The sequence below is a fragment of the Bacillus sp. FJAT-28004 genome (genome assembly GCF_001280845.1).
Taxonomy (GTDB): Bacteria; Bacillota; Bacilli; order Paenibacillales; family Paenibacillaceae; genus Pristimantibacillus.
Window position 1 is genome coordinate 3548494 of record NZ_LGHP01000001.1, and the last position, 12946, is coordinate 3561439.

General features: G+C 45.6%; 11 protein-coding genes. 8 read left to right on the forward strand and 3 right to left on the reverse strand.

Going from position 1 to position 12946, the window contains the following annotated elements:
• Positions 1 to 86: 86 nt before the first annotated feature.
• Complete coding sequence (locus tag AC787_RS15390) at positions 87 to 1490, reverse strand: MATE family efflux transporter (protein ID WP_054025582.1); 1404 nt, start codon at positions 1488 to 1490, stop codon at positions 87 to 89.
• 262 nt (positions 1491 to 1752) lie between these two features.
• On the reverse strand, positions 1753 to 1971 hold the full coding sequence (locus tag AC787_RS15395; protein ID WP_054025583.1) for a hypothetical protein: 219 nt from the start codon (positions 1969 to 1971) through the stop codon (positions 1753 to 1755).
• Positions 1972 to 2246: 275 nt separating this feature from the next.
• Here AC787_RS15395 and AC787_RS15400 point away from each other — a divergent pair, with 275 nt between their 5' ends.
• From AC787_RS15400 to AC787_RS15435, 8 genes are all read left to right on the forward strand, one after another.
• Entirely contained in the window at positions 2247 to 3008 is a 762-nt protein-coding gene (locus AC787_RS15400) for a hypothetical protein (protein WP_054025584.1), read from the forward strand.
• A 139-nt stretch (positions 3009 to 3147) separates the two neighbouring features.
• Complete coding sequence (locus AC787_RS15405; protein WP_054025585.1) at positions 3148 to 3651, forward strand: hypothetical protein; 504 nt, start codon at positions 3148 to 3150, stop codon at positions 3649 to 3651.
• 172 nt (positions 3652 to 3823) lie between these two features.
• Positions 3824 to 4309 carry a hypothetical protein gene (locus tag AC787_RS15410; RefSeq protein ID WP_054025586.1) on the forward strand — a complete coding sequence of 162 codons (486 nt, stop codon included), beginning with the start codon at positions 3824 to 3826 and terminating at the stop codon, positions 4307 to 4309.
• A 165-nt stretch (positions 4310 to 4474) separates the two neighbouring features.
• Complete coding sequence (locus AC787_RS15415; protein ID WP_054025587.1) at positions 4475 to 6745, forward strand: ATP-binding protein; 2271 nt, start codon at positions 4475 to 4477, stop codon at positions 6743 to 6745.
• Positions 6746 to 6890: 145 nt separating this feature from the next.
• Entirely contained in the window at positions 6891 to 8486 is a 1596-nt protein-coding gene (locus tag AC787_RS15420; protein WP_054025588.1) for a histidine kinase N-terminal 7TM domain-containing protein, read from the forward strand.
• Between the two features lie 36 nt (positions 8487 to 8522).
• Positions 8523 to 9890, forward strand: coding sequence for a TrkH family potassium uptake protein (locus tag AC787_RS15425; RefSeq protein WP_054025589.1), 1368 nt, complete (start codon positions 8523 to 8525; stop codon positions 9888 to 9890).
• A gap of 83 nt (positions 9891 to 9973) precedes the next feature.
• A complete protein-coding gene (locus AC787_RS15430) occupies positions 9974 to 10681 on the forward strand; it encodes a futalosine hydrolase (RefSeq protein WP_054025590.1) in 708 nt (235 codons plus the stop codon).
• Between the two features lies 1 nt (position 10682).
• Positions 10683 to 11513, forward strand: coding sequence for a 1,4-dihydroxy-6-naphthoate synthase (locus AC787_RS15435; protein WP_054025591.1), 831 nt, complete (start codon positions 10683 to 10685; stop codon positions 11511 to 11513).
• 1087 nt (positions 11514 to 12600) lie between these two features.
• Here the strand turns inward: AC787_RS15435 and AC787_RS15440 are convergent.
• On the reverse strand, positions 12601 to 12945 hold the full coding sequence (locus tag AC787_RS15440) for an ArsR/SmtB family transcription factor (RefSeq protein WP_054025592.1): 345 nt from the start codon (positions 12943 to 12945) through the stop codon (positions 12601 to 12603).
• Position 12946 lies beyond the last annotated feature (1 nt).

A 12946-nucleotide genomic window follows, 5' to 3' on the forward strand; every position in this document is an offset into this window, starting at 1 on the left:
TGTTTAAACCTATTTTTGTCAATTGTATTTACAAAAAAAAGACGCCAGAGAAGTTGAAGCAACTTCTCTGGCGTCCTAGCTTATTTTTATCCTTGCAATACTGAGGATTTCTCCTTATTGTCACGCTTGACGAGCCCATATTTTTCCCATTTTCTGCTCTTCCACCGGAAGAACATAATAACCGCGCGCAGCCATTCATCCGCTGCAATTGCCAGCCAAATGCCAGCTAAGCCCAAATCAAGCTGGAATACGAAGAAGTAGCCGAGCGGCAAGCTCATTGCGACCATAGAACCCATTCCGATATACAGAGGGTACTTCGCATCGCCTGACGCACGCAGTGAATTGATAAGCACGATATTAATCGTACGGCCGGTCTCCAGTACGATGCTCAGCAGCAGCACGTTTATGCCTAGCCGAACAATTTCCTCATCGTCCGTAAACATCCGCATGAGCGGCTCACGGAACAATATCACGAGCAATACGGCGATCAAAGTTACAATGCTTGCCCAGCGTACGCTTCTCCATACTTGGCGATAGGCAATCGTTTGCTCGCCTGCACCGACCATCCTGCCTACGATGATCGCCGTTCCCATACCGATCGCGAACGCGAATAGATATGTAAACATCGAAATGTTGTTGGCATAATTTTTGGCAGCCAATGAAGCAGCCCCAAGATACGTCGCATAATATAAAAACACTATTTGGCAAGTCTGGTACATCACCTGCTCCAGAGCAGACGGAATGCCGATTCTCAGTATTTTTAAAATATACTCCTTGGATAGCTCATAATAGTAATGGATCTCAATCCGCACCGACATAATCCGATACAGCATCCAGAAAAAGACGATGAGCGCCAAACCACGACTAATTACCGATGACAGCGCTGCGCCTTGAACGCCCATCTCCGGAAAACCAAATTTCCCGAAAATAAGCAAATAGTTGCCGATGATATGAACGATATTCATACCTAGCGATACGAACATCGCTTCCTTTGTAAAACCGTGTACACGAATAATTGCGGATATGGAGTTAATTATCGCTTGAAGGAAGATCATTCCGCCTACAATCGATAGATAGCTCTTCGCATGTTCAAGTATCTCACCTTGCAAATTCAACGTCTGCAACAAATGTCCACCGAACAACACGAACATAAGACTTATAAATATCCCGACTACTAGATTGAGCGTAATAGCAAGCGCTGATATTTTCGCTGCTTCTACAAACTTGCGAGAGCCGATATATTGCGCAACTACAATGGATGCCCCGTTGCCGATTACCTCTAATAGTAAGATCGCTATATGCAAATATTGATTTGATGCTCCGACGCCAGATACAGCATTATCCGAAATCGCGCTCAGCATCAGCGTATCTGCAATACCCATGAGCATAAACAAAAAGATTTCCAAAAATATGGGCCATGTCAGAAAAAATAAGTTTAAGCCTTTCTGATCCCGTTGCCCTGTTCCATTACCAGCCTCTGCTGTTGTCATGTTGTCACCTTCTTCTAATATGAAAAGTAAAGCACAAGGTATCGTAGCATATAAAATGGCTTATTGCACGCTAGAATCGCAGTTTTACACGAATTAAATGTTGGTAGATCTTATGTAAACGCATTCCTTTATCTCTTTTGAAAATAGGCCCATTCTACTATTAAAAACTGTCATTTTATGCCTATAAAAAAAGACTGCACTCAGGTCGCCAAGGCAACCTTCGAACAGTCTTCCTCTTTATAATATAAAATGATAGATATCATTATTGCTCTTCAGACTCTTCCTCAGCTGCTTCTTCCTCAGCTGACTCTTCTTCTGCTTCCTCAGAGGATTCTTCCTCAATGGCAGCAGCAGCTTCTTCCGCTTCTTCTTCCAGTTCAGCCTCAACAGCTTCTACTACTTCTTCAGCTGGAGCCTCTTCCGAAATCAGTTCTGCGGTTTCTTCCGCGCCTTCTTGAACTACTTCTTCTTCTTGGCTCATGTTTATTCACCTCCTACTTCTTATTACCTTAATAATAGCGCTTTCATAGAACTAAACAAGAGGTGTAAAATGTCGTTTCATAGGAACTATTTTCGCTTTTTGTAATGTTCGATTCCTTTTGCTTTTTTTCGACTTTTTTCCCCGCCAGAGGTCTAGTACTTCGTTCCGACTTACGGCGGTTTTACATAGCTGATGAACTAGATAAGATGAATATCGACTAATAACTACGATGTCGTTGTATTCGTTGCAATCAATCTTTTCAGGGGGCTCACTCGATGTATCATTTATGGATTCATTTGGAATTAGGTACGTTAATGCTATACGTGATTTTTTCATTAATAGCTGCGGCCAAAGCGTCAAAACTCGCATATAACCAAACGGAGCAGCAGCTTTATCACAAAACGCGAAAACTGTTATTTTGGTCTGTTTCCTTAAGCCTGCTTACGGCAGGGATGGCCGCAGCTGATTTGATGCTTGCTTCGATGACGCATCCACAATTTTGGACACAACGTCTGCTCATTCACACACCGTTTGCCATTATTCCTTTCCTCCTCATTTGGTTTGGCTCCTATCCGAAAATACGCAGGCTCATGCAGCGAACGAATGCCCGGACACAGCTGGATAATGATGTTGCCCGCCGCCGCCAAGCGTCTGATCCCGTATTAATCGTTCCGTTTCAACTAGCACCGCTATTCTCATTAGCATTGCTTTACTTTGCTTTAATGCCGCCTAATTCATTCCGCTGGTCTACGGTGACGATGACGACAACATTTTTTATGTTTATTGCTTGTATGGTCTGGATGCTTCAAACTCATCGCAATCAGCTTGCTGCAGAAGCACCGCCCGTTTACCGGCCTTGGCTGCGCAAACTGCGCCATACCGGCGTTCTTCTCGTTATTTTAGCAATACTCGGTATTCCCTTTATGATGGCCTTTGAGGGCAATCGGCTATCTGAGCGACTAAGTATACTCCCAGACCAAATGGATGATGCTTATTCTATAAATGCCTCTGAGCGTCAAATTTTAATCCAGCACTGACAACCCCTATGTATTGGGAGGAGTTAATACTGGACTTTAGTCCAGTTAGCCGTTTTACCTACAGCAGGAGGACAGTTAATTTCAATGTATGCTATGCTGAAATAAGCTAATAAAACGTTGATTGGGGTGCTCTAGAACGATGAAACTAAAAACCATTAGCGGGTTTGTCCTCCTGCTGCTCGGAGCTGTCTTATTTCTAAACCAAGGCGAAGAATTCGGCCCAGGCAAAATATTTGCCTACTTCTGGCCATCGTTATTCGTCATACCGGTCGGACTTTTCTTTCACTGGCTGTACTTCTCCATGATCGGCAGACGCGGATCTGGCCTATTAATACCGGGAGGCATCTTGTTTACCGCAGGGGTCGTTTGTCAGATCGCCATGCTATTCAACAATTGGGGGTACATGTGGCCGGGCTTTATTCTCGCCGTTGCCATAGGCTTGTTCGAATTTTATTGGTTCGGAAATCGCAACAAATGGTTGCTTATTCCAATTAACATTTTGACCGTGTTATCTCTGCTCTTCTTCGCCGTCTTCTCGATTGGTTCCCTCTACAGCAAGTTTCTACTTAGCCAACCGATCATTGCTATCATACTTATTCTCGCCGGCGCTATCATCCTGCTGACGAAGAAGAAAGACATATAACAACTCCTCCTGTGGTATGGTATAATCACATGCATCGCAAACCTGTGCATATGCTTACGAAGTGGTTTGCTTCGCAAACCTTAGATTATGCTTACGAAGTGGTTTGCTTCGCAAACCTAGGTTTATGCTTACGAAGTGGTTTGCTTCGCAAACCTTTAGGAGGAAATGAAAGATGCTGTCTTTTGAACAAAAGCTTGCTATTATTGAAGGCTTTCCTGAATTAGAACGGAAGGACGTTTCTCTTGGCCGCACTAACTTCCACTACGAAGAGAGCGCGCATGAGAAAAAGTCGGTCGTGCACCATCTGCATCCGAACGGAAACGGTTATGTTTTTGCCGGCTTGGTTCCTGGTGTAACAACCGACGATAAAGGCCTAGTCAATATTCGTGATTTCAGCGAGGATGAGCTTCGCTCGCTTATTGAGAAATCAATCCGTTCTCTTGCTATCGCACCACCGGAGAAACCGGAATCGAAGAAAAAGAATAAACGCAAGGCTCCGCAGGAAGAGCGTTGGATCGGACCCGATAACGCCGTGCTTACCCTGCTGTTTGAAGAAGATCTTTGGTATTTATATGCCGACTTGAATCTAGAATCAGCTTTCGAAACGTACGAGGAAGCCTTGCAGTACTTAGAAGAAGAGCAGTTCTCACGTGCATAGTCGGCACAAGACTACGAGCGTTTGTTCATAGGTACTAAAACCCGTATCGCCGAAAAAAGGAGAAACGTTTGTTGTTTCTCCTTTTTTCTGTGCGTCTAAACAGGATTTCTGTCGTTCCGTGTCTAATTGTAGTAGGAGCATCTTAGACCATGGGAGGAATCATTTTTGTCTATAAAAGCTAAGCTATCCTTCTCCATATCCGTAATAGTAGCTGTCATACTAATATTAAGTACTTTGCTCTATTACTTCACAACCAAAAAAGAGGCTGAAGCTAATCTTGAGGCTCAGTTTACTAATATTGCTAAACAAATAAGCATCACTGTGGAGGCATCGGAGAACGCTCGACAGTATATGGAGAACACGCTCGGTGATAAGCTGCGTATCGCCTCTCTTGCGGCTAAAGCTGAGCTCGATCCGGATATTAAAAATGTGACAAACAAGCAGCTCGTTAAGCTTAGCGCGCAGCTTGGCGTCGATCATATTACCTTATGGCAGCGCTTTGGCAACGATGTTATCGCCATGCGTTCTTCTGATCCCAATGAAATCAACTTGAGTTCAAAAACATGGGATTATTGGCATGTTGCCTTTCTACAGCTGTTCGACAAACATGAAGTAGACATTGTGCAGGGACAGAAGCTCAAAAATTTCTGGTCGGGACCATTTAATTTCTCAACCTCAGATCCGTCAGAAATTCGTAAGTGGGGGTCTTATTATGACGGCTCGACAAACTATATGATCAATCCCTACGTTAACGCTCAGGTACTGCTTGATTTCGACTACACCATCGGGACAGACGCGATTGTTAATAAAATCATTGCCGATCAGTCCGATATTTTGGAAGTTACCGGATTCGACCTTGAGTTTTACGGCAAGGACAAAATTATCAAATACAAACAAGGCATTCCCGTTTACAATTTGGACGTTCGGGCAATCCCGTTTGGCGACTATAACTATCAGGATCAACCTAACGATTTTTTGAATATTCAACAAGTAAGTAAAACCGGCAAAGCCCTCACGGTCAAAAGAAATATCAATGGTGTTCCGGTCATCAAAAACTTCATTCCAATTAAAAAAATGAACAAAAACTATGTTTTTAGCGTCGTGTTTGATCAGAAAGCCATTCAAAAACCTGTTAATCAGTTGCTGATTATGCAATTTGTCATCTCTTTGGGGCTCGTCTTTATTACACTGATTGCGAGCTATTTCATAGCAGGCTTCATGTTGCGCGGTCTCAATCAAGTTATGCGAAAAGTAAATGCGATTGCTTCAGGCGATTTTGGGGAAGTCATTACGATTCGCAGCGAGGATGAATTAGGATTGCTTGCCTCTCGCGTCGATACGATGGGCAGTAATCTAAATCATTATACAACTCAACTTAAAGCTGCGGCGGAAGAGCTGCAAAGCACGAAGCAATATTTGGAATCATTCGTCAATCATACATCGGATGCCATTCACGTGACGGATCTGGAAGGCCATGTTATTCAGGTCAACATCGCTTTCGAAAAAATGTACGGATGGAATCAAGAAGAAGTTCTAGGCATACCGCTAGATAACGTTCCGCGCGACTACTTGAGCTCGCACAAAGAGCTCGAGGCTACTGTACTGCGAGGCGGCTCCGTTACCGACTATGAAACGGTCCGATACACCAAGTCCGGCAATCTCATCGATCTAAGCATCACCATTTCTCCTATTCGCGACGAGCTTGGCACTATTATTGCGATTGCTACTATTTCTCGGAATATTACTTCCCGTAAGCAAACGGAGGAGATCATTAGGCGCTCTGAGAAACTATCTGTCGTAGGCCAAATTGCAGCAGGCGTTGCACATGAGGTACGTAATCCGCTTACCACACTGCGAGGTTTTGTACAGCTCCACAAGCAGACCGGATCGTTATCGCCTGCTCATCTTGAGATCATGCTTAACGAGCTCGATCAGATCAATATGATTGTGAGTGAGTTTCTCGTATTCGCTAAGCCGCAAGCCACCAGCTATCAGCCGGTGAACATCATTCGCCTCGTTGGCGATATTATGATGCTGCTTGATTCAGAAGCGAAGATGAGCAACGTTCAGCTCGCGCTGCTTGCGGAAGCCGAGCTTCCTGAGGTTATTGGCGAGGCCAATCAGTTAAAACAGGTTTTCGTAAACATCATGAAAAACGGCATAGAGTCAATGACCGGCGGCGGCGTTCTTACCGTCAAGGTAGAGTGCGCTGCAAATGATGAAATCATCCTGCAGTTTATCGATCAAGGCTGCGGAATTGCTGAAAGTGACTTGCAACGCCTAGGAGAACCTTTCTTTACGAAAAAAACGAGCGGAAATGGGCTAGGCCTTATGGTAAGCCAGCAGATTATTGCCGCTCACAAGGGTACAATTGTGTTCCACAGCGAGCTTGGTTCCGGCACTTGCGTTGAAATAACATTGCCAGCGGACAGCTAGGGAATTTCCCCAGCTGTCCAGTTTTATATAATTTTGTAGAAAATTAAATTACTATGGTAAAATGTGTCCGTAGCCCTTTACCTATCGAAAGATTTTATAAATAAGTACGTCTTATCATTCCGCTACATTGGGAGTCACTAATGTTATGACTATGAATTCCCCTGTGTCACAGTATATTATTGTTGTCATTATTTCAGGCGTTCTTAGCGTGCTGCTTGCCATATATGCTTATTACAACAAGACTAAATTTTCAGGCATGAACGTATTTATGTGGATGACCGTTCTGTCCGCGGTTTACACTTTTGCCTTTGCGTTTGAGCTTGCCAGCGACTCGCTTCAGGAAATTCGATTTTGGATAAATATTGAATACATAGGCATGCCCTTTATCGCCCCTTGCAGCCTGCTGCTCATTATGCACTATGTTGGGCTGGATAAATTCAACAAAATCAAAAAATCGTGGGGCTTATTCTTCATTCCAGCCATTACTCTGCTAATGGTCTCGACAAACGAGTTTCACCATCTCTTTTATAAAACATTATATGTGCGGCCTCAAGAAACAACAGTGATGGTGGATGTGATACCTGGTATTTGGTATTACGTACATGGCGGCTATACCTTTGGGTCTATGTTAGTCAGCTTGTTTATATTGGCACGCTACTGGCAGAAGACGAAGTCCATTTATCGCAAACAAATGATTACGCTCGCCATAGGCATCTCGCTCCCTATGCTTGGAGCGTTATTGTACGTACTTGGACTTACTCCACATGGGATGGATCCTGTTCCGGTCCTAATGTGCATTACGTCCATTTTGTATGTCACATCCATCTTCTCTACTGCACTGCTGACCGTTGCACCTATAGCACGGGAACATATCTTTGAGAGTATGCGTGACGGCGTTCTCGTTCTTAATTTAGAAAACCAAATCATGGATTTTAATGGCGCGGCCACGACGATTATCCCAGCGCTCACTCCTCTAGCGATTGGTCAAAAGCTCGATCACATCTGGAAGCGTGGAGCCGAATCCGGCGCCTTTTCCTTTGGGATGGACGAAACCGGAGAGTATGAGCAGGAGTTCAAGTGGATTCGAGGCGGAGAAACGTTCTACTATCGGATAAGAGCCTCCAACCTATTGAAGCCGAATGGCCAGCTTGCAGGCAGAACTATCGTTATGATCGATGTTACAGAGCATACGCTGCTTCAGAATAAGCTGCGTCACCTTGCGGAAATCGATGGGCTCACCTCAATTTATAATCGTACTTCTTTTATGGAAAAAAGCAGACAACTGCTCGCCTCCGCCCATCAAACCAAGCAGCCGCTTTCGTTTATTTTGTTTGATATCGACTATTTCAAGCAAATCAATGACCAATATGGGCATAGCTTAGGCGATTTTGCTCTTCAGCACGTCGTGATGATCTGCCAGCAAGCGCTCCCGGCTGATGCTTTATTCGGACGTTACGGCGGCGAAGAATTCGCGATCAGCTTGCCGAATACATCGCTTTTGCAAGCGGGACAAGCTGCTGAACAGATTCGAGCATCCATCGCTGGAAACCCACTCTATAGCGCGTCCAGAGCGATAGCAATGACAGCCAGCTTTGGAGTCGCAGAGGCAAAAACCGTCGATGTTCCGTTAGAGGCACTGATAAGTGAAGCAGACGTTGCCCTCTACCTCTCCAAAAATAGCGGACGGAACGCCGTACATTTGTCGAGCCAAGAGCGTGTACATGCAAACCAAGATAAATAACCATACTAGCATGAAAGAGATAGGTGGGATGACTTCATGTTTAAATTTGCTGCTTTGCGCAACATTTTGCGTTTTCGGCCAAGTCCTCCGCAAGTGATGACCTTCGGCTTTATATTTCTTATATTGATCGGTGCCCAGCTCCTATCACAGCCTATATCTTATACGAATGACGTTTCGCTTTCTTATTTGGATGCTTTGTTTATGTCGACCAGCGCTACTTGCGTTACAGGGCTTACAGTACTAAACACAGGCACTCATTTCTCCACATTCGGTCAGGTTGTCATCATCGTATTAGCTCAAATCGGGGGATTAGGCTTTATGACGATGGCAACCTTATTTGCTTTACTGTTTCGCAAGCGGATTTCGTTTCGCGAACGTCTTGTGCTGCAAGAATCGATGAACTACGGCTCCACAGAAGGCATCGTGCGCATGATTCGTAAAGTTTTACTTTATGCCCTTGTCATCGAGTTAACTGGCGCCGTATTGCTTAGCGGCTATTTTATGCTGGAAATGCCGATCGGTAAGTCAATTTATTTTGGCATTTTCCATAGTATTTCTTTTTTTAACAATGCAGGCTTTGATTTGTTCTCGCAGTTTCCCGAACGAGCAAGCAGTCTGATCCATTACGTGGAGGACCCGTTCGTAAATATCGTATCCATGCTGCTGATTTTCTTTGGCGGAATTGGGTTTATCGTCATATCAGAGCTCGTAACCTATCCAAAAAACAGAAAGCTCAGCTTACATAGTAAAGTCGTCTTGTCCGTAACCGGTATTCTTACCGCAGTGGGCGCGATCGTTATTTTTGCACTTGAGTTTTCTAATACCAACACGCTTCAGCCTTTGACGGTTATCGGAAAGACTCTCGGCGCTTTATTTCAATCCGTTACAGCTCGTTCAGCTGGTCTGAGTACGATTGATCCTAGCCAACTGCGAGAGGTTACACAGTTTTTCATCGTCCTGCTCATGTTTATCGGTGCGGGTCCCGGCTCAACGGGCGGTGGTATTCGAGTAACGACCTTTGCCATTCTCATTGGCGCAATCGTTGCGATGATGAGGGGAAGAGAAGATGTCGTCTTGTTCCGTTATCGCATTTCCAAAACTCAAATTCATCAGGCTATTATGTTCACAATGATTGCTTTCTCGATCATTTGCGGGGCGACCATGATTCTCTCCATAACGGAGACAGGATCCTTTCTGGCTATATTGTTTGAAGCTACCTCTGCCTACTGTACGGTTGGCATGTCAGCGGGACTAACGAGCCACTTAAGTGATATTGGTAAAATAATTATTATTCTGCTTATGTTTGTCGGACGGTTAGGACCTGTCACGTTGGCTTTTGCGCTTAACACACGTTCCAAAAAGGAGCTTTACCGCTTCCCTGAAGGCAAAATCACGATTGGTTAGGTTCAGATTTGCATCAATAATCTAGTGAATGATACGATAGTTGCAGGCTAGTCGTTAAGGCTACTAAAGGAGTTTACGTCATTATGATATTAAATTCGCATACCGATTCTATACATGCTTCTCATGAGGAATGGCGCAATAACAGAAAACGAGTGCTAATCGTAACAGCTGTTGATGCCGAGCGCGAAGCGGTTGTTCGTGGGTTACAAGGACTACAAGGTGTTGACGTCATTACGGCTGGAGTCGGTGCAGCAGCAGCGGCAGCTAGCACAGCTACCTTCTTAACTGCAGCAACTGACGATTACGATCTAGTCATAAGCGCTGGCATTGGCGGCGGTTTTGCTCCAAAAGCAGAGATTGGCTCATTGGTCGTTGCCGATCTGATTGTTGCTGCTGACTTGGGCGCCGAGACGCAGGATGGCTTCCTTAGTTTGGACGAGCTGGGGTTCGGTTCAGCACGTATTCCCGTAAGCGCCACTTGGAATGATCGTTTGTATAATGCAATTCAATCGGATGGTTTATCGGTTTGCAGCGGCGCTATTCTTACCGTAACAACAGCAACAGGTACTGCAGAGACCACTGCTGCGCTAATCAAACGTATTAGCGGTGCGGCTGCCGAAGGGATGGAGGGGCATGGCGTTGCTGTAGCAGCCTCTGGACTTGGCATTCCAGTTACTGAAATTCGCGCGATCTCCAATGCGGTTGGACCACGGGATCGCTCGGCTTGGCGCATTGGAGAAGCATTAGCCTCATTAGAAGCAGCTAGTAAAGCCATACGGGAGGTTTTTTAGAATGAATATTGCTTATTCACCATGTCCAAATGATACTTTCGTTTTCCACGCTTGGACGCACGGACTTATTCCCGGCGCTCCTGAACTGGATGTTACCTATGCCGACATCGATATTACGAATAATTGGGCTGCTAAATCCAAAGGCCCCGAAGTCATGAAAATTTCTTATGCGGCATTGCCTTGGGTGTTGGAAGATTATAAGCTATTGCCTTGCGGAGGCGCGCTGGGCAGAGGCTGCGGACCGCTCGTATTAACCGCAGGAGAAATAAAAAGCGCTGCTGATCTCGCAGGTAAGCGAGTCGCTGTTCCCAGTGAGCGCTCGACCGCTTACCTGTTGTTCAGATTATGGGCTGCTCAGCATATTCCGAACGGGGATCTCGAAATTGTAGTCATGCCCTTCCACGAAATTATGCCTGCTGTTCGCGATGGCCAAATGGACGCAGGACTTGTTATCCATGAAGCACGCTTCACTTATCCCACGTATGGACTCAGCATGCTGACTGATCTGGGCAGCTGGTGGGAGTCCGACACAGGTTTCCCTATTCCGCTTGGAGCAATCATCGCTAAGCGTTCACTAGACACGGATGCCATTACTGAATGGGTTCGCGCATCGGTTGAATATGCATGGGCTAATCCTGAGGTTTCTCGCTCCTATATTATGATGCATGCACAGGAACTCTCACCGGACGTCGCTCAAGCACATATCGATCTTTACGTAAATAACTTTACTGCGAACCTAGGAGATGACGGATATGCCGCGGTAACAGCGCTGCTTGGACGCGCTGCTGAGGAAGGACTTGTGCCTAGCTTCGACCTATCGCTGCTGCGCTAAACGACCCATTTAGCTCAACTTATGCGCTACATTGCACTTTCTGCAATGCAACACCCCAACAAACAACCGCTAATGTGCTACGTTGCACTTTGTGCAATAGAATCGCCAAAAATGCCGCCAATTCCGATGAATTGGCGGCATTCTGTTGTATTTTATGCAATGTAGCTCTTACGAGTGGCCATTTAGCTGCATTCTATTGCACTTTCTGCAGTAGAAAGTCCACTCCCGTCCCATCTAGCTAGCTCATATGCGTGCTGCTCTGCTTCGACAAACGCTTAAACTCAGACTCACCTTATTTGCTGGCATTACGCTCTACTACTACTGTTACCAGATCAAATGAGTCCACAGGTACGCTGTCATCCACTTAAACAAATCAATAGCGCGCGCTCATCTTATTTGCTAGAATCCCGCTCCACAACAGCAATCGGACCAAAAGATATTAGAAGTCTGATCTTTTTTGAAAAAGGTCTGCTTGGGATGGGGGAGCCCCCCGCATTGCACGCAGCAGCTTTATCTAAGCGCATAAATGCACCTATTCCGCCAATTACTTTTCAATTCTGCTCAACTAGATGCACTTGTGCACCTAGTTGCGCTATTTCCATCTGATTTGTTAAAAACAGGTGCACTTCTGCGCTTATTCACACTCCACTCACGGTTCACACACACTACACACGGTACACTCTCGCTTCACGCACGCTCCCGCGCATACAGCCGCCACTCCCTAAAAAAAGCCGTGAATACAAAGCCTGGCTAGCCAAGCTAGCTAAGTGAGCACCCCGCTTAGCCGCAGCAGCTTCATCTAAGCGCATAAATGCACCTATTCCGCCAACTACTTTTCAAATCTGCTCAACTAGATGCACTTATGCACCTAGTTGCGCCATTTCCATCTGATTTGTTAAAAACAGGTGCACTTCTGCGCTTATTCACACTCCACGCGCGGTGCACGCACAATCCACACTCACACTCCTTGCACACTTTACAAGCGCACACCCTACGCACTCAGCCGCCACTCCCTACAAAAAAAGGGTTAAACGCCGAGCGTATCAACTCATAACTGACAATACGAATACCTTTTATCAATTCAAGGCTAATAGGTGTCCTCAGAGGTGGCGTCATCTGCTTCGACAAAGCGCTTAAGCGCGAACAGTTTATTTTCCCAATAACGCTCGTAATAGGCCAGCCACCGTTTCAGCTCAAGGAGCGGCTCCGGGTCGAGCCGATACCGCGTTTCCCGCCCAACCTTCCGGTCCTTCACGAGTCCAGCATCCGCCAAAACACGCAAATGCTTGGATACTGCTGTACGACTCATCGTAAAATGACCGCTTATAACGGTGACCGGCAGCTCCTCGTCTCCAAGCAAATGCAGCAGTTTGCGACGCGTTGGATCAGCAATTGCTTGAAAAACATCATGCTTTGGTGCGGGCTCAGCCATC

Bases quoted from the DNA above. Each gene is read 5' to 3' on its own strand.
- AC787_RS15390 (WP_054025582.1), bottom strand. From the start codon at position 1,490: ATGACAACAGCAGAGGCTGGTAATGGAACAGGGCAACGGGATCAGAAA.
- AC787_RS15395 (WP_054025583.1), bottom strand. From the start codon at position 1,971: ATGAGCCAAGAAGAAGAAGTAGTTCAAGAAGGCGCGGAAGAAACCGCA.
- AC787_RS15400 (WP_054025584.1), top strand. From the start codon at position 2,247: ATGTATCATTTATGGATTCATTTGGAATTAGGTACGTTAATGCTATAC.
- AC787_RS15405 (WP_054025585.1), top strand. From the start codon at position 3,148: ATGAAACTAAAAACCATTAGCGGGTTTGTCCTCCTGCTGCTCGGAGCT.
- AC787_RS15410 (WP_054025586.1), top strand. From the start codon at position 3,824: ATGCTGTCTTTTGAACAAAAGCTTGCTATTATTGAAGGCTTTCCTGAA.
- AC787_RS15420 (WP_054025588.1), top strand. From the start codon at position 6,891: ATGACTATGAATTCCCCTGTGTCACAGTATATTATTGTTGTCATTATT.
- AC787_RS15425 (WP_054025589.1), top strand. From the start codon at position 8,523: ATGTTTAAATTTGCTGCTTTGCGCAACATTTTGCGTTTTCGGCCAAGT.
- AC787_RS15430 (WP_054025590.1), top strand. From the start codon at position 9,974: ATGATATTAAATTCGCATACCGATTCTATACATGCTTCTCATGAGGAA.
- AC787_RS15435 (WP_054025591.1), top strand. From the start codon at position 10,683: ATGAATATTGCTTATTCACCATGTCCAAATGATACTTTCGTTTTCCAC.
- AC787_RS15440 (WP_054025592.1), bottom strand. From the start codon at position 12,945: ATGGCTGAGCCCGCACCAAAGCATGATGTTTTTCAAGCAATTGCTGAT.